General features: G+C 71.4%; 14 protein-coding genes. 3 read left to right on the forward strand and 11 right to left on the reverse strand.

The window, feature by feature from the left end; genetic code table 11:
• Positions 1-10: 10 nt before the first annotated feature.
• Entirely contained in the window at positions 11-1,600 is a 1,590-nt protein-coding gene (locus FHR37_RS18400) for a glycoside hydrolase family 76 protein (protein WP_237768869.1), read from the reverse strand.
• 154 nt (positions 1,601-1,754) lie between these two features.
• On the opposite strand from FHR37_RS18400, the gene FHR37_RS18405 reads away from it, so the two are divergent.
• A complete protein-coding gene (locus FHR37_RS18405; RefSeq protein ID WP_092884281.1) occupies positions 1,755-2,312 on the forward strand; it encodes an alpha/beta fold hydrolase in 558 nt (185 codons plus the stop codon).
• Between the two features lie 31 nt (positions 2,313-2,343).
• Positions 2,344-3,003, forward strand: coding sequence for a pentapeptide repeat-containing protein (locus tag FHR37_RS18410; protein WP_092884283.1), 660 nt, complete (start codon positions 2,344-2,346; stop codon positions 3,001-3,003).
• A 14-nt stretch (positions 3,004-3,017) separates the two neighbouring features.
• Here FHR37_RS18410 and FHR37_RS18415 read toward each other — a convergent pair whose 3' ends face one another.
• The 8 genes from FHR37_RS18415 to rhmD all read right to left on the reverse strand — a co-directional run bounded on the left by FHR37_RS18415 (position 3,018) and on the right by rhmD (position 13,765).
• Positions 3,018-4,406 (reverse strand): FG-GAP-like repeat-containing protein, encoded by a 1,389-nt coding sequence (locus tag FHR37_RS18415; RefSeq protein ID WP_175542576.1) that lies wholly within the window; start codon positions 4,404-4,406, stop codon positions 3,018-3,020.
• Positions 4,407-4,574: 168 nt separating this feature from the next.
• Complete coding sequence (locus FHR37_RS18420; RefSeq protein WP_175542577.1) at positions 4,575-5,894, reverse strand: FG-GAP-like repeat-containing protein; 1,320 nt, start codon at positions 5,892-5,894, stop codon at positions 4,575-4,577.
• 237 nt (positions 5,895-6,131) lie between these two features.
• Positions 6,132-7,448, reverse strand: a complete 1,317-nt coding sequence (locus tag FHR37_RS18425; RefSeq protein WP_175542578.1) for an FG-GAP-like repeat-containing protein — start codon at positions 7,446-7,448, stop codon at positions 6,132-6,134.
• A 184-nt stretch (positions 7,449-7,632) separates the two neighbouring features.
• Positions 7,633-8,268 (reverse strand): DUF402 domain-containing protein, encoded by a 636-nt coding sequence (locus FHR37_RS18430; protein ID WP_092884291.1) that lies wholly within the window; start codon positions 8,266-8,268, stop codon positions 7,633-7,635.
• A gap of 30 nt (positions 8,269-8,298) precedes the next feature.
• Entirely contained in the window at positions 8,299-9,423 is a 1,125-nt protein-coding gene (locus FHR37_RS18435; protein WP_139239021.1) for a hypothetical protein, read from the reverse strand.
• A gap of 142 nt (positions 9,424-9,565) precedes the next feature.
• The gene (locus tag FHR37_RS18440; RefSeq protein ID WP_092884295.1) at positions 9,566-11,395 is read right to left on the reverse strand and encodes a glycoside hydrolase family 13 protein; all 1,830 of its coding nucleotides are present in this window, start codon (positions 11,393-11,395) and stop codon (positions 9,566-9,568) included.
• A 79-nt stretch (positions 11,396-11,474) separates the two neighbouring features.
• Positions 11,475-12,542 carry a Gfo/Idh/MocA family protein gene (locus FHR37_RS18445; protein ID WP_092884297.1) on the reverse strand — a complete coding sequence of 356 codons (1,068 nt, stop codon included), beginning with the start codon at positions 12,540-12,542 and terminating at the stop codon, positions 11,475-11,477.
• On the reverse strand, positions 12,539-13,765 hold the full coding sequence (gene rhmD / locus FHR37_RS18450; RefSeq protein ID WP_175542579.1) for an L-rhamnonate dehydratase: 1,227 nt from the start codon (positions 13,763-13,765) through the stop codon (positions 12,539-12,541). The genes FHR37_RS18445 and rhmD overlap by 4 nt, the downstream gene beginning before the upstream one ends.
• Before the next feature lie 92 nt (positions 13,766-13,857).
• On the opposite strand from rhmD, the gene FHR37_RS18455 reads away from it, so the two are divergent.
• Positions 13,858-14,685 carry an LLM class flavin-dependent oxidoreductase gene (locus FHR37_RS18455; RefSeq protein ID WP_092884301.1) on the forward strand — a complete coding sequence of 276 codons (828 nt, stop codon included), beginning with the start codon at positions 13,858-13,860 and terminating at the stop codon, positions 14,683-14,685.
• Positions 14,686-14,706: 21 nt separating this feature from the next.
• Here FHR37_RS18455 and FHR37_RS18460 read toward each other — a convergent pair whose 3' ends face one another.
• Together FHR37_RS18460 and FHR37_RS18465 are read right to left on the reverse strand one after the other, a co-directional pair.
• Positions 14,707-15,105 (reverse strand): VOC family protein, encoded by a 399-nt coding sequence (locus FHR37_RS18460; protein WP_092884303.1) that lies wholly within the window; start codon positions 15,103-15,105, stop codon positions 14,707-14,709.
• Between the two features lie 126 nt (positions 15,106-15,231).
• Positions 15,232-16,587 (reverse strand): MFS transporter, encoded by a 1,356-nt coding sequence (locus FHR37_RS18465; RefSeq protein ID WP_202818148.1) that lies wholly within the window; start codon positions 16,585-16,587, stop codon positions 15,232-15,234.
• Positions 16,588-16,737 lie beyond the last annotated feature (150 nt).

Genomic DNA, 16,737 nt, shown 5'->3' on the forward strand with positions numbered 1-16,737 from the left:
GGCCGGATCGTCAACCCTGGTTGGGCCCGCGCCCCCACAGCGGTGCGATCTGTGCCTCGGTCGCACTCTGCTGGGTGGCCGCGCTGATCGACTCGATCGGACCGGCCCAGTGCACGCCGTACTGGTCGAAGCGGTTGCGGTCGCGCAGGTACGACGCGGTCGCCTGCCGTTGCAGGTACCGCTGGTACGGCCGGCCGCGCAGCACCGCGTTCAGCTCGCCGAGGTTGCGCACGTAGACGCCCTTGAACGTCGGTCCGTCCCCGCCGCAGCCGTTCGGCTCGCACGGCTCGGTCAGCACACCGCCCGGGTTGAGGTACTCGCTACCGGTCGAGGCGTCGGCGAGCACGCGCGCCTGGGCGAGGTAGGAGGTGTCCTTCGTCGCCGCCGCGAGCTCGGTCAGCGCACCGAGAACGATGCCCTGGTTGTAGGTCCAGGTCGTACCGCCGTTGTTCTGGCAGGTCGTGCCGTTCAGGCCGTCGTTGATCAGGTTGTCGGCGTTGATCATCCCGCTGGCCCTGAACCACTGCCAGATGTTCAGTGCCCGGTCGAGATACTGCGTGTCGCCGGGGATGCGGTTGTGCAGGCTCGCCGCCGCCTTGACGAACAGCTCGTTGGTGACGGCGTTCTTGTAACGCTGGTTGACGTTCCACACCACGCCGCCGCCGCAGACGTCGTCGTGGGTGCTCCACATGTAGTCGACGTCGAACTTCGCCGTGTCCAGGTAGCGCTGCTGTCCGGTCAGGTCGTACGCCCTGATCCAGGCCAGTGCCCACCAGCCGGTGTCGTCGATGTAGTCGTTGGTGAAGTTGCCGTGCTGGGCGTGCAGGTTCTTGTCGTAGGTGTTGGCGATGATCCAGTCGTAGGAGCGGTCACCGGTGGCCAGCTCGTAGTCGAGCACCGCGGTCAGCGCGTTCGCGGAGTTCCACCAGCCGGTGGTCTTCCACAGCCCGGTGTCCTTGTTGTAGAGCTTGACCAGCGCCTCCACCGCCCGCTTGGTGGGCGTTCCTTCGAGGTTCGGCCGCTCCACGCCGGTCCAGGCGGTGCACACCACGTCGTCGCGGTTGCCGGCCTTGCCGCAGGCGCGGAGTACGCCGGCGCGCTGGTTGTCACGGTCGTTCACGTTGAACATCGCGGTGGTGGTGCCGCGGCTGCCGGCGGGGATGGTCGCGTCGCCGAGCTTGGTGTCGGTGACCGTCTTCCCACCGTCGTAGGACCGGTCCAGCCACACCTCGTCGGTCGGGTCGCCGTTGTTGATGCTCGCCCAGCCCATCGCGTCCAGGTCGGACAGGTGCAACTCGATCGAGCGTCCGTAGATGGTCGTTCCGTCGGCCAGCCGGTCCTCGCGTGCCTCGCTCACCGGAGCACCGTCGCACAGCGTGCCGCAGACCGGCGCGGCGACGGGCGCGACGCCGGGCCTGGCGGCCGAGACGGCCGCGGCTGGTGCGGCTCCCGTGGCCGCCGGGTGCGCGGGGGCGACGCGGACCGGCTGCGGCGCCGCCGCCGCGGTGCCGGTCAGGACTCCCAAGCCGAGCGCGAGCGTGCCGGCCGCCGCCAGTACCCGCGGCAGCAGGTGTGACGACCGGGACGGTGTTCTGGACACGGAGCCTCCAGGGCAGGACGCGGAGCGGTCCTGGCGAACCTAGGCCGCGTCCGCGTACGCCACAAGATCATCGCCGCCAAACTGGCCGGACTCGGATACGCCGATGCCCGGCGAGAGTGACCGGTCGACGCGACCGCCGTGGCGACAATGGGGCATGGCTGACCACAACCGGTACGAGGCCGACCCCAACAGGGTCGCGATCGTCCTGCCCGGTGCCCGCTACACCCCCGCCCACCCGCTGCTCTACTTCACCCGCGGGGTGCTGCACGCCCACGGCTGGACGGTGCAGGAGGTGTGGTGGGAACCGCCCGCCCTGTCCGACCGCGCGGCGGTGTCCGGATGGGTGTGCGACCAGGCGACCGCGGCGCTGGACCGGGAGAAGGCCGAACGCCTGCTGCTGGTGGGCAAGTCGCTCGGCACGTTCGCCGCTCCGGTCGCGGTCGAACGAGACCTCCCGGCGATCTGGCTGACACCACTGTGCGGCGAGCGGTACGTCACCGGAGCGCTGACGACGGCCACCGCGCCGACGCTGCTGGTCGGCGGCACCGGCGACCCGACCTGGAACGGCGACCTGGCCCGGTCCACGAAGGCGGAGGTGCTGGAGATCCCCGGCGCCGACCACGGCCTGGAAACCGAGCACGATCCGGTCAATTCGGCCGACATCCTCCGCCAGGTGGTGGGGACCGTGGACGGTTTCGTGGCGAGGTTGTGACGGGTCCGAGCGGGGCGTCGATACTGGTCGGGTGCGGTACGGGGGAACGCGTACGGCGGTGCTGTGTGTCGTACTCGCGGCACTGCTCGGAGGGCTCGTGGCCTGTGGGTCCGACACCCACGGGCGCAACTGTCCCCGCGCCCAGGCAGGCCCCGATCTGTCCGGCAGAACGCTGTCCGGCTCCTCGCTCAGCCGCCGAAAGATGCGCTGCGCGAACCTCGAAGGTGTCACTCTCGACGACCAGGCCGTGAGCCGGGCAACCCTCGGCCGGGCCAACCTGCACCGGGCGAGCCTGGCCGCGACGAGACTCAGTCACGTCGACCTGTCCGGCGCCGACCTCACCGACTCCGTCCTGGAGACCGCGACGTTGCGAGGCGTCGACCTCGGCGCCGCGGATCTGCGCCGGGCCGCCCTGCACGGCGCCAACCTGTCCGCGGTGGGACTGATCCGGGCGCGCCTTTCCGCCGCGGACCTGAGCCAGGCGGTGCTCGCCCGGACGGACGCGACGGGTGCGGACCTGCGCGACGCCGACCTGTCCGGCGCCCGGCTGGTCGACTCCGACCTCACCGGCGCCCGGCTCGAGGACGCCGACCTCACCGACACGGTGTGGTCGGACGTGGTGTGCCCGGACGGCTCACGCTCGTCCGGGCAACCACAGACCTGCGCCGGGCACCTCGAGCCCGCCGAGTGAGGGGACGGCCGCCGCTACCGGAAGAGCGAGGTGCCGAGGAACGCCCGGGCCACCACCGGGAACGCCAGCACCTGCGGGGTCAGCACCGGGAACACACCGGACCCGCCCACCCCGGCGGCCCTCCCCGTCAGGACCATCGCCAGCCCCTGGTTGGCGTTCGTACCGACCGCCGTGATGGCGAGGTCCGCACGGCGGTCCCGGTTGAAGTCCCGGAACACCATCGCCCAGCCGAACCTGTTGCCGGCCCGGACCGTGCCCGGCACACCACCGGTCCCCTGCTGGTACGCCTTGGACCCGGCGAAGTTCAGGCCGGCGGCGGCACCGGGCACCACGGTCGCGTAGCCGGCGTCCAGGGCGGTGCCGATGTCCTCGAACGGCGTCCCGACCGCCAGGTCGGCCCTGCCGTCCCCGGTCGCGTCGCCGAGGGCGACGCTGTAGCCGAAGTAGTCACCGGACTCCGCCCCACCCGGGATCCCGGCCGTGTCCTGGCTGATCACCGTCACCCCGCGCCCGATGTTGAGCCCGGACGCACTGCCGAACCACACGCGGACCAGCCCGGCCAGGTCGTGCCCGCTCACGACGGCGGACGGACTGCCCACCGCCAGGTCGCCGTAGCCGTCGCCGTTGATGTCCCCGATCGAGGCGGACGTGGACAGCGACGTGGCGATCTGCTGGGAGAAGCTGGTGCCGAGGCCGGTGGCCCGGCCGAAGTAGACCTGCAGCACCACCCCCCGCGAGCGGGACGCGGTGTAGACGACGTCGGAGTAGCCGTCGCGGTTCAGGTCGCCGGCCGCGAGCGCGGCCCGCGCGAACAGGTCGGAGTTCACCACCCCGAAGTTCCGGAGCACGATCCCGCCGGGGTTGCTCAACGTCGCGCTTCCGTACACCACGTGCGGCCGGTCACCGAGGATCGCGAGGTCGGGGAAGCCGTCCCCGTTGAACCTTCCGGTCGCCACCTCGTCGCAGTTGGAGACGACGCGCGAGGCCCGCTGCAGACCCGAGGAGGTGCCGAACAGGATGTAGAGCGCCCCGACTCCGCCGAAGGAACCCTCGGCCTCGGTGGGCGCGCACACCGCCAGGTCGGCGAACCCGTCGGCGTTGAAGTCGGCCGAGGCGAGCGTGGACCCGAACCCCTCGTCCTGCTCAGGTGTGCCCGGCACCCAGGCCAGCGACTCGTCGATACGCTGCCGCCTGGCCGGGTTGAGCGTCGTACCGGTTCCGTAGACGATCGGAACCATGCCGGCGAACGGGAAGCCGGAGACGGTCGCCTGCGAGCCGAGCGCGAGGTCGACGAATCCGTCACCGTTGAAGTCGTTCGGGACAGCCACCGCGGTGGGCCGAGACGTCGCCGCGGGTGTGGGTGTCGCGGCCAGCCCGGAAGTCCTCGCCGGCCCGGAAGTCATGGCCGTTCCTGGGGTCGCTGTGGCCGGCGGGGCGATCGCCGCCAGTGCGAGGATCAGCACCGGCAGGCAAGCCGCGATTGACACCACGCGCATGCGCCGTGTGTCCGTACGTTCTCTGGGCATCTCCTACCCTCGTTACCTGTGGTGGCTTCCGTGCTTTCGGACTCGTTACCTGGACAGTGAGACGCCGAAGAACGCCAGAGCCGGCACCGGGAACGCCAGTACCTGCGGCGTCAGCACCGGGAACACCCCTGGCCCGTTCACCCCGGTGGCCGTACCGGTCAGCACCATCGTCAGTCCCTGGTTGGCGTTCGTGCCGACCGCCGTGATGGCCAGGTCGGCACGGTTGTCCCGGTTGAAATCCCGGAACACCGTCGCCCAGCCGAACTCGTTGCCCTCCGCGGCGGTGCCCGGGACACCTCCGGTGCCCTGCTGGAACGCCTTGGACGAGGCGAGGTTCAGGCCGGCGGTGGTACCGAGGATCACCGTCGCGTAGCCGGCGTCGAGGGTCGTACCGATGTCCTCGAACGGCACCCCGATCGCCAGGTCGGCCTTGCCGTCGCCGGTGGCGTCGCCGAGCGCGACGCTGAAGCCGAAGTAGTCACCCGCCTCCGGGCCGCCCGGCACACCCGGTGAGTCCTGGTTGATCACCGTGACGCCGCGGGTGAGGTTGAGCCCGGTCGCGCTGCCGAACCACACGCGCACCTGCCCGGCCAGGTCGAACCCGCCCACCGTGTCCGCGGGACTGCCCACCGCCAGGTCGCCGAACCCGTCGCCGTTGATGTCCCCGATCGAGGCCGAGGTGGACAGCGACGTGGCGATCTGCTGGGAGAACGTGGAGCCCAGGCCGCCGGCGCCGCCGAAGTAGACCTGCAGCACCACACCCCGCGTACGCGAGACGGTGTAAACGACGTCGGAGTAACCGTCGCGGTTGAGGTCGCCGGCCGCGAGCGCGGTCCGCGCGAACAACTCCTCGCTGACGACCCCGAAGTTCCGGAGTACGAGGCCACCCGGTTGGCTCAGCGTCGCGCTGCCGTACACCACGTGCGGCTGGTCACCGAGGATCGCGAGGTCGGGAAACTTGTCCCCGTTGAAGTTCCCGGCCGCCACCTCGTCGCAGTTCGTGGCGGCACGCACGGCGAACTGCAGCCCCACCGATCTGCCGAACAGGATGTAGAGCGCCCCGACTCCTCCGAATCCGTTCTCCGTCTCGGTGGGCGCACAGACTGCGAGGTCGGCGAACCCGTCGGCGTTGAAGTCGGCCGAGGCCAGCGCCGACCCGAAACCCTCGTCCTGCTGCGGATCCCCCGGCACCCACGAGAGCGACTCGTCGATCCGCTGCCGCTTCGCCGGGTTGAGGGTGGTGCCGGTGCCGTAGACGACCGGAACCATGCCGGCGAACGGGAACCCGGAGACGGTCGCCTGCGAGCCGAGCGCGAGGTCGATGAACCCGTCGCCGTTGAAGTCGTTCGGTGCGGCCGTCTTCACCGGAGGCGGCGTCGGTGTGGTCGTGGGTGTCGCCGCTGGTGTGGCGGCCGTCGTGGCTGCGGTCGTCGAGCCCGCTGCCGGCGGGGCGATCGTCGCCGCCGCGAGTATCACCGCGGGCAGGCAAGCCGCGATTGACGCCGCCCGCGCTCGCCTGGAGACCGTACGCATCCTGGGCATCTCAACCCCACCAAACTCGTTGTGACAGTTGTCCGGAGACCGACAGTTATCTGGAACGACTTATCTGGAGACCGACACGCCGAGGAAGGCCAGCGCCGTCACGCGGAAGCCCAGCACCTGCGGCGTCAGCACCGGAACACACCGGACCCGCCCCACCCCGGTGGCCGAACCGGTCAGCACCAGGGCGAGGCCCTGGTTGGCGTTCGTGCCAACCGCCGTGATCGCGAGGTCCGCGCGGTTGTCGCGGTTGAAGTCCCGGAACATCAGCGCCCAGCCGAACTCGTTGTTCGCCGCGACAGTGCCCGGCACACCTCCGGCGCCCTGCTGGAACGCCTTGGACGAGGCGAGGTTCAGGCCGGCGGCCGCCCCGAGCATCACCGTGACGTACCCCGCGTCGGGGGTCGTGTAGATGTCCTCCAACGGGACGCCGATCGCGAGGTCGGCCCTGCCGTCGCCGGTGGCGTCGCCGAGGGCGACGCTGAAGCCGAAGTAGTCGCCCGCCTCCGGGCCGCCCGGCACCCCGGGTGAGTTCTGGTTGATCACCGTGACGCCGCGGGTGAGGTTGAGGCCGGTCGCGCTGCCGTACCACACGCGCACCTGCCCGGCCAGCGCGATCGCGCCCACACTGTCCCACGGGCTGCCCACCGCCAGGTCGGCGTAGCCGTCGCCGTTGATGTCCCCGATCGAGGCGGACGTGGACAACGACGTGGGGATCTGCTGCGAGGGTGTGGTGCCGAGGCCGCCGGTGCCGCCGCGGTATACCTGCAGGACCACCCCGCCCGAGCGGGAGACGGCGTAGACGACGTCGGCATAGCCGTCGTGGTCGATGTCGCCGGAGGCGAGCGCGGACCGCGCGAACAACTCCTCGCTGATGGCTCCGAACCTTCGCAGCGGGATGCCGATGCCACCGGGTCCCAGGGCCGCGTTGCCGTACATCACGTGCGGCTGGTCACCGAGAATCGCGAGGTCTGGAAGCCCGTCCCCGTTGAACTTTCCGGTCGTCACCTCGTCGCAGTTCGAGACGGTACGCAGGCCGCTCCGCAGACCGGTGGAGGTGCCGAACAGCACGTAGAGGGCGCCGATACCGGTGAAGGAGGGGCCGACCTCGGTGGGCGCGCACACCGCCAGGTCGGCGAACCCGTCGCCGTTGAAGTCGGCCGAGGCGAGCGTCGACCCGAATGCCTCGTCGTGGTCTGGGGAACCCGGAACCCAGTCGAGCGACTCGTCGACCAGTTGCCGGTTGGCGGGGTCGAGAGTGCTGCCGGTGCCGTAGACGATCGGAACCAGCCCGGCGAACGGGAAACCGCTGACGGTCGCCGACGAGCCGAGGGCGAGATCGACGAAGCCGTCGCCGTTGAAGTCATTCGGCGCCGCCACCGCGGGAGGTGTGGGCGTGGCTGTCGCCGCCGGCGTGGGCACCGCGGAGCGTGTCGCCGTGGAGGGTGTCGCGGCCGCCGGCGGGGCGATCGTCGCCCCGGCGAGCACCACGGCGGGAAGACAAGCCGCGATTGACAGTGCCCGGACTCGCCTGGAGACCGTACGCATTCTGGGCATCCCAACCTCAGCCAGGTCGTTGTGACAGCCGTGCGTCCGAGTGTCCCAGCCGAAATTCGTCGTACGCCGTGTATGACGAAACTCTCCTGCCGGCCTGCTTCCCGTCGAAGGGATGCGCGCCGGCGGCCATGGCCTGGCGCACTTCCGCGGCCGAGCGCAAGGCGTCCTTGACGACCGCCCCGGGGTAGCCGAGCGCGAGGCGGTGCTCCTCGAACTCGTCCACGTCCAGGACCTCCACGGCACCGTCCCACGTGCGTACGACGTCGAGGTCCAGGTCGACCAGGTGCACGGAGGGCACTCCCTGCTCGTCCGGGTCCACGTGCGCCGGGGTGGTGATGTCGACGTAGCAGGAGTAGCGCGAGGCCCGCCCGGTGGCCGCCTGCCTGGCGTACCACCGCGCCGCCCAGCCCTGCCCGTACGGCAGGAACGAAACCCAGTCCTCCGACACGACGTTCGGGCGCCGCCCCGGCCCGCGGTCCACACCGCGGCCCTTCCGTCCGCCGATCCAGGCGCCGTCCTCGTCCGCGCCGAGGAACACCGTCCTCACCCGGTAGTGCAGGGACGCGGGCCACTTGCGGAACTCCAGGAGCAGGTCGTCCCCGGCGGTGAACGACGCGTACGAGGCACGGGAGGCGGCTGGCATCGCGCAAGTATGCCCGTGTCCGTCGGCCGGTCAGGCCCCGCAGGATCGGCAGCGTCCACGCCGGCGCAGGTGGTAGGCGAGGGTGGCGGCGCCCAGGCCGGCCGCCCACAGCGGCCACAACAGGCCGGGCGCGATCGTCCCCCAGTTCTCCCCCACGCCGGCCGGGTACGCCCCGTCGGCCAGCGCCCGGAGGTTGCCCAGCCCCGCGGCGGTGATGAGCAGGGTGACCGCGGTGGCGGGGATGACGGCGGTGCGCGGCCGAACCGGTTTGCCGCGCAGGAACGGGATCCACCCGGGGTAGATCTCAGCCCATCGCTGCGCCAGCCCGAGGGTGAGTACGGCGCCACCGATCGCCAGCGTCCCCTCCATCGCCCCGGCCAGCCAGATGTCCGGCGTGTCCACGGCTTCCACCCGCAGGAACTCCGTGGTCACGCCGAACGGAATGCCCAGGAACCACGACCACCTGATGGCCGCGTAGAACAGCGGCACGACCACCGCGATCCCCACCGCCCACCGGCCCCAGCGGGCAGCGGCAGCCGGCGTCGTCCAGGAGGCGGCGCCGCGCCCCCGGCCGCAGTGCCCGCAGGTGTCCCGCCGGCGCCGCTGGTAGACGAGGGTGGCGGCCGCCCAGCAGAGGCCGCCGAGCATCAGCACCAGCTCGTTCAGCACCGGCCAGGTGAACATGCCCGGCCCGAACACGCTGACTCCCTCGGGCCAGCCGAACGGTGCGCCCACCGCGAGCAGCGGCAGCCTCGCCACCCCCATCAGCGGCCGCACGTCGGGCAGGCCGACCGTGAGGAGGATCGCCAGCACCCAGCCGAATCCGATCATTGCGGCACCCACCGCACCAGCCCCCGTCCCGCCCCGCCGCCGGACCCGGGCCATCGCCACCGCCCCGGCCGCGCCGAGCAGGCAGACGACGGCGATCACCGGCGCCAGGCTCTGCGCCCGGGCGTTCTCCAGCGGCGAGACCCCCACGCTGTAGGGGTCGGCCTCGGCGCCGAACGGAAAGCCCGCACCGCCGAGCGCCCAGTACACCCCCAGCAGGCCGTACGCCAGCGACCATCCCGCCGCGGCCCACCCCACCCATTCCGGCCACCGCGCCCACAGCGACGGTCGACTGTCAACTCTCACTTGCGTCGCAGAAGTGTTCATGGGTTCGATCGTCGTCGCGTGCACCGGCGGCCGGATCAGCCGAAGGACCGAACCCGGTGCCGCGAAACGCCGGCCGGCTCAGCCGTTCGGCACAGCTACACCACGCAGCTACACCGCGCCGGCTGAACTACGACAACACGATCTAGGACGGCTCCACCCGCCAGACGTGGTGGGCGGGACCGTCGCCGGGCAACGCCTCACCGGCCCGGACGTCGGGAGCGCCCGTCAGTCCCACTGCCGTGAACGGTGCGGTCAGCGGCCGGTGCGCGGCGCGGGAGACCTGGACCAGCAACCGCTCGTCCAGGCTCTCGCGTTCGAAAAGGACCACGTCGCCGGCCGCGTGCAGCCAGCGCAGGCCACCGTGCCGCAACGCCCGGTGCGAGCGCCGCAGTGCCACGAGTTCGCGGTACGCGGCGTACGTCCGGTCGTCCCACTGGGAACGTTCCCACGGGAACGGCGCCCGCCCGGACTCCAGGTGGTCACCTTCCACGCCCACCTCGTCCCCGGCGAACACCATCGGTATCCCCGGCAGCGTCATCATCAGCGCCGCCGCCACGAGCTGGCGCTCCGGTCCGGCGAACGAGCGGAAACGTCCGGTGTCGTGGCAGTCGATCAGGGTCAGGTTGGTGCGCACGCTGCGCCAGGGCGTCACCGCGTGGAAGGTGTCCATGACCGCCGCGAGGTCGCTCGCGTCGTAGTCGGGCACCGGTCCCGGCGTACCCCAGAACGTCTCCTCGCCGATGTCGTCGACCAGCCACGACCACACCGGCCGGGTGAACCCGGCGTAGTCCATCGTCGCGTGCCAGCCCGGCCCCTGCAGCGCGGCCGAGGCGTCGAACTGGTCCTCGGCCAGCAGCAGCCCGTCGGGGCGGGCGGCCTCGACGGTCGCCCGCGTGGTCCGGCCCACCAGGTCACCCAGGTCGGTGCGTCCGTACCTCCCGGCGGAGTGCGCGACGTCGACCCGCCAGCCGTCCAGCCCGAACGGCTCCCGCAGATAGCGGTCGACCACCGAACCGCGGCCGGCGTAGAGGCGGCTACGCAGTTCCGCGCTGGTGTGGTCGAGCTTGGGCAGCGACTCGACCCCGGCGAACGTGGCGTAGCCGCCGGTGGCGCGGTCGATGTGGAAAAAGCCGTCCTCGACGCTGCCCGGCTCGGCCATCGCCGTACGAAACCACGGATGCGTGGCACCCACGTGGTTGAGGGTGATGTCGCCGATCACCCGGATCCCCCGCCGGTGTGCGGCCTCGGTGAGGCGGGCCAGCGCCGCGTCACCGCCGAGCAGCGGGTCCACCCGGTCGAAGCCGGCCGCGTCGTAACGGTGGTTGGAGCGGGCCGGGAAGAACGGCGTCAGGTAGATCAGGTTCACCCCGAGCGCGTCGAGATGGTCGAGGTGGTCGGCGATGCCGTCCAGGTCCCCGCCGTACACCTGCCGAACGGCGTCGGGATGCCTTGCCAGGACAGGCGTGTCCCAGGTCGCCGGGACCGCCCAGTCGGGCAGCTCCCGGCCGTCCGCGGCGGCCGACCGCGCGAACCGGTCGGGGAAGATCTGGTACGCCACCGAGTCCGCGGCCCACGCCGGTGGCGCCGACGCCGTACTGATCCGGAAGTCGGCGCTGTCGTCCACGTCGCGCACGCTGGTGCCGCGGCCGTTCAGCCAGCGGCCGCGGCCACGGGAGTCGCCCAGCCAGAAGCGGTACCGCAAGGTCTCGTTGACAACGGGCAGGTCCGCCCGCCACCAGGTCACGCCGTTGGCGCGACGATCCACCGTGGCCTGGACGTACGCCGGTTCGCCGTCGCGGAGGACCCTGGCGTGCACGCGCTCGGCCGGGCCGGCCGGGGCAGCCGGGGCAGCCGGTTCGTTGTCGGACGTACGCACGAACACCGTCACGGTGTCGCCGACGTTCGGTGCCTCGTCGCTGACGTAGCGTTCGGAGCCGTCGTGGTGCGGACGTCGGCCGTCGGCGTAGGACATGGTCGCTCCCAGGGCTGTCCCGGACGCCGTGCCCAGTGACCGTGCGGCCGTGCTCGGTGAGCCTGCTCGGTGGCTGTGGTCAGTGGGCGGCGTCTCCTCGGCGTGGCACGCGTTCGGCGCGCCCTGTCGCCGCCGAACGGTACGCCGCGTCCAGGAAGGCCACGGTGGCGGCCGCCTCGTCTCCGGGTGCGCGGTTGGTACCGCGCCCGGCGAGCAGTTCGGCGAACGCGCGCGCCGGCGCACCCACCGGATACGCCGGTCCCTCGCTGGGCGCCGGGCACTCCACCCGCTGCCCACCGGTGCGCACCAGGGTGGCCGCGCCGGTGGTGAGGTCGTGGAACACCGTGCCGCGGGTGCCGTCGTAGTGGATGCGGTGCCGGGGCGGCTGGCCGTCCACCGCGGTCCCGGTCGAGGTGACGGTCCCCAGGCCACCGCCGGCGAACCGGAACGCCATCACGTCCACCAGGTCGACCGGCAGCCCGCGGTTGTCCTGGTAACAGAACACCTCCTCGACCTCCCGGCCGGTCGTCCAGTTGACCGCGCCCATCAGGTGGGTCACCTGGGTGTGGCCCTGGCCGCCGCCCGACCTGGCCGGGTCGGCGTAGGTCGTCGGATGCGGTACGTCCGCCTCGTCCGGGTCCTCGCCGGGGGTGTCGCCGCCGCCGAACAACGGCTGGGTGGCGGAGGTGAACTGCGCGGCGACGCAGACGAGTTCGCCGATCTCCTCCCGGACCGCGTCGCGCACGAACGCGGCGGCCGGAGTGTGGTGGTAGGTGTAGCCGACGGTGAGGTGCAGCCCGCGGGACTCCGCGAGGTCGACGAGTTCGAACGCGTCCGGCGCGCTGGTGGTGAGCGGCTTCTCCACCAGTACGTGCACACCGGCCTCCAGCGCGGCCTTCGCGAGCGCGTGGTGGGTGGTGTGCGGAGTGGCGATCACCAGGCCGTCGACGACATCGGCGGCGAGCAGGTCGTCGAGGTCGACGAAGACGTGGCGTACGCCGAACCGCGCGGCGACCTCCCGTGCCCGTTCGGGTTTCGGCTCGCAGATCGCGGTCAGCTGGGAACCCTGGTGGCCGGCCAGCGCGGGAAGGTGTGCGGTGCCGGCCCACCAGCCGGTGCCCACCACCCCGACGCGTGGCTTGGTCATCGCGCCGCCCCGGGCAGGTCGGGCACGGCCGGAACGAGTTCCACGTCGGGACCGAGCTCCAGCCCGAAACCGGGCTTCTCACCCACTGTCAACCAGCCCTTGTCAGGAACGTCCTCACCGAGCAACAGAGGCGCGTGCTGGGGTGCCAGCTGCTCACCGTCGGCGGACAGCACCGGGAACTCCGCCAGGTCGCCACCCGGCTGGGTCACCACGAAGTGGTAGTTGGGCATCCCGCACGTGTGCGGTATCACCCGTACGCCGTACACGCGGGCGACGGCCGCGATCCGTAGCACCTCCGTCATCCCGCCGCACCAGCCGAGGTCGGGCTGGATCACGTCCACCCCCGCCTCGCACAGCAACCGGAAACCGTTCGCGGTGTACTCGTGCTCGCCGGTGTTCAGCGTCATCGCCGGCGGCATCCGGTCCCGGATCCGGCGCAGGCCCGCGTAGTCGTCGGGCGGCAGCGGTTCCTCGATCCAGGTGAAGCCGAGCGGCTCGACCGCGTGCGCGAGCCGGACGGCGTAGTCGACGTCCAGCGCCATCCAGCAGTCGTACATCAACGGGAAGTCGGCCGGAACCGAGTCGCGGGCCTCCCGGGCCAGCGCGACGTTGTTCCGGAAGCCCGCCTCGCCCTCCGACGGGCCCCACACCAACGGCAGCTTCGCACCCGCGAATCCCAACCTGGCAGCGGTTTCCGGCCGCGGTCCCGTCGCGTAGACCTGCACGGCGTCGCGGATCCGACCACCGAGCAGAGCGTGCACGGGTTCGCCGGCCACCTTGCCGTGCAGGTCCCAGATCGCCAGGTCGACCGCCGAGATCGCGTGCAGCACAAGGCCCTTCCGGCCGTACCGCAGGGTGCTGGAAAACATCCGGTCCCACGTGCGGGAGTGCGCGCTCGCGCGTTCACCGAGGACCAGCCGGGCGAGGTGCTGCCGGATCACCGCCGCGGTCGCCAGTCCGGCCGTCGTGGCGACACCGACCGCGCCGGACTCCGACTCGACCTCCACCACGACCGTGCCACCGTCCGCGGCACCGATCCCCGCGTCGCGGTTGTCCCGGAACTCCGCGTACTTCGTCATCGGGTTGGCGACCTTGCCGCCCAGCCAGTGGTCGCGCCGGACCGGCTCCCGGTCACCACCGTCGTGGCGAACGGGCTCGGACCTGTCGGTGCTTTCGGTGCGGACGAACGACGTACGGACGTCGACGATGCGGTCAGCTGTCACGCTGCAACTGTTCGTTGGCCGCTCTCCACCTGTCCAGGGTGCTGGCCGTAGCTGGACCGGCGGCGGCACGACGTGGCCGCTACGTTCAACACATGCAGTTTTCGGTGACCACAGGGGCGGCCGGGCCCGGACTCGACCCGGCCGGCCTCGCCCGGCTGGCGGCGCTGGCCGAGCGGTCCGGCTGGGATGCGTTCTTTCTGGAGGACTATCTCGTCTACCAGGGGCGGACGGACGTGCCGACCTACGATCCATGGGTCTGCCTGGCCGCGATGGCGGTGGCAACGAGCCGGATCCGGCTCGGCACGACCGTCACGCCACTCCCCCGGCGCCGGCCGTGGAAGCTCGCCAGTGAGGCGGTCACGCTGGACGTGCTGTCCGGCGGCCGGCTGATCCTCGGGGTCGGCAGCGGCGACGGAAACGAACCCGGCTTCGGGGCGGTCGGAGAGCCGGTCCACCCGCGCGAGCGGGCCGAACGGGTCGACGAGGGGCTGGCGATCATCGCGGGCCTGTGGACCGGCCGTCCCGTTCACCACGACGGTGCGCACTACCGGGTGGACGGTCTGCGCTACGCCGCCGTTCCGGTCCAGCGGCCACGCATCCCGATCTGGATCGGCGGCGACCTGCTCGCTCCGGGCGTTCGCCGCCGGATCGCCCGCTGGGACGGCTGCTGCGCCTACAAGGGTCCACCGCAGGCAAGCGAGGGGCCGATCACTCCCGCGGACGTCCGGGAGCTGCTCGCGTTCGTCGCGCGCGAACGCGGGAACCACGAGGGGTTCGACGTGAAGGTCAGCGGCGTCGACGATCCGGACGGGATCGCCGCCCTCGCCGACGCCGGCGCCACCTGGTGGGGACGCTGGCTGGCGCCGGGCGACCCCGCCCGGATCGAGGACGCGATCCTCGCGGGGCCGCCGAAGGTGTGAGCCAGGACAGGCCCCGAGCTGTCAGCCGGTGAGGGCAGGTGCGTCCTGGTGGAGCATCCACACATGGCCGAACGGGTCCCGCAGCCGGCCCATCCGGCCGTACGGCGAGTCCCCGACGGGGTGGACCACGGTGGCGCCGGCGCCCTCCAACCGTGCGGACACCTCGTCGGCGTCGGACACGTACAGCGTGAGGATCACCGGCGAGCCGTCCAGCGCGGCCGGTCCCACGTCGGGCGTGCCGGGTTCCTCGTCCTTGAGGGTGATCGCCACCGGACCGAACCGGAGTTCGGCGTGCACGATCTTCTGGTCGTCGCCGGCGAACCGGGCGATCTCCTCGGCGCCGAACGCCTTGCGGTAGAAGTCGATGGCCGCGTTCGCGTCGGAAACGATCAGCCTGGGCAACAGGTTCTGGTAGGTCATGCGCCCATCATCGACCGCGGGACCGGCGCGACGATTGTAAAAAAGCGCAGCCCTTCCCGGCACCGCAACCGCGCCTTGACACGGAGGTGGACGCGGGCGTGGATACGACCCGACCGGGCCCGGCCGCTAACCGGACATGGCCGAGCGTTCGGACTCGATCTGTTCCAGGGACTTCCCGGACGTGTTGGGCATGAAGAAGAACCCCACGGCGGCACTGATCAACAAGAACAGCGACAGCAACGCCGCGACCGGCCGGATCCCCGCACTCGCCAGTGCGGGCACGAAAAGGCTCCACACCCCCAGGCAGGTACGCGCGACGCCGAACGTGAAGCCCTGCGCCGTACCCCGCAGCATGGTCGGGAACAGCTCCTGGCTGAACACCTTGTAGAACGCCTCGCCGGCCAGCGCACCACCCACCGCGAACAACACGATGTTGAGGATGATCACCGTCACAGTGAACGGGAACACCAGATAGGCGCCGTACGCCACCACCTGCATGACGCCGCCCACACCCCACATGATCCGCCGCACCCGGTGGGAGTGGTCGGCGTACTTCATGAACAGCAACGGCGTGGCGATCATCCCGATGGCGAAACCCACCGCGGACAACGCGACACTGGCCGCCTGACTGCCCGCGTTCAGCGTCTTGATGATGTACGGCGTGAAGATCCCGCCCGTGCCCGCGGCGATGTTCCAGAACACGTAGATCGTCGCGGTCCACACCAGCGCGCGCAGGTTGGCGCCGCTGAACAACGCCCGCACCCGGTGGTGCGGCGGCACCTGCGGTTTGGCCTTGCCGTCCTTGCCGTCCTTGGCGCCCTCGGAGGCCGACTGCCAGCGCGGCGACTCGGTGAGCCGCCGGCGCAGCGCCCAGGTGACCAGCGCGACGACGAACAGGTGCGCGAAGACGATCCGGATACCCAGCAGTTCGAGGGGTGCCAGCAGGTACGCGAGGATCAGCACGACCAGCGGACCGGCTCCCCACGCGACCTGGGTGAAGCCGAGCAGCTTGCCACGCGCCTTCGCCGGGGAGAACTCCGCCACCAGGGCGAGCGAGGTGGGCACGTCCGCGCCGACGGCGATGCCGACCACCAGCGTCCCGACGAACAGCATCGGTGCGTTGAACGCCAGCGCGATGCACGCGATGCCGAGTGCGTACACCAGCAGGTCGTACTTGTAGATGCGTTTGCGGCCGAGCTTGTCACCGAGCCGGCCGCCGATGAACGCGCCGATCGCGCAGCCGATGGCGTTCGGCCCGATCGCTGCCAGCGCTCCCACCGCACCGCTGCTCAGGTGCAGGTAGCTCTGGAACAACGCGAGCCCGGCGCCGAGGGCGACGATCGACCCGGCGTCGAGATAGGACGCCATCCCGGCCAGGACCGACCAGGTCCACTGCTGCCGGCTGATGGTGCCGTCGGCCGGTTCGCCGCCGTCCTGCTCGTGGTGGTGCTCGTGTTCACCGCGCGCCTGTCGTGGTTCCACTGACACTCCTCGGGTAGGTCGAGGCCCCGGGCGTAGGCGAGGCTAGCGCCGGACTGACCAACTGGCGCGAGCCCTGAGCGCCGGGAGGTTCGGCCGGATGAGGACAGCTGACCGGTGCCGGTCAAGCTGCCGGTGAGCACGGCGTACGTC

Source organism: Actinopolymorpha cephalotaxi, from assembly GCF_013408535.1.
GTDB lineage: Bacteria > Actinomycetota > Actinomycetes > Propionibacteriales > Actinopolymorphaceae > Actinopolymorpha > Actinopolymorpha cephalotaxi.

Bases quoted from the DNA above. Each gene is read 5' to 3' on its own strand.
- FHR37_RS18405 (WP_092884281.1), top strand. From the start codon at position 1,755: ATGGCTGACCACAACCGGTACGAGGCCGACCCCAACAGGGTCGCGATC.
- FHR37_RS18415 (WP_175542576.1), bottom strand. From the start codon at position 4,406: ATGACTTCCGGGCCGGCGAGGACTTCCGGGCTGGCCGCGACACCCACA.
- FHR37_RS18430 (WP_092884291.1), bottom strand. From the start codon at position 8,268: ATGCCAGCCGCCTCCCGTGCCTCGTACGCGTCGTTCACCGCCGGGGAC.
- FHR37_RS18435 (WP_139239021.1), bottom strand. From the start codon at position 9,423: ATGAACACTTCTGCGACGCAAGTGAGAGTTGACAGTCGACCGTCGCTG.
- FHR37_RS18440 (WP_092884295.1), bottom strand. From the start codon at position 11,395: ATGTCCTACGCCGACGGCCGACGTCCGCACCACGACGGCTCCGAACGC.
- FHR37_RS18445 (WP_092884297.1), bottom strand. From the start codon at position 12,542: ATGACCAAGCCACGCGTCGGGGTGGTGGGCACCGGCTGGTGGGCCGGC.
- FHR37_RS18455 (WP_092884301.1), top strand. From the start codon at position 13,858: ATGCAGTTTTCGGTGACCACAGGGGCGGCCGGGCCCGGACTCGACCCG.
- FHR37_RS18460 (WP_092884303.1), bottom strand. From the start codon at position 15,105: ATGACCTACCAGAACCTGTTGCCCAGGCTGATCGTTTCCGACGCGAAC.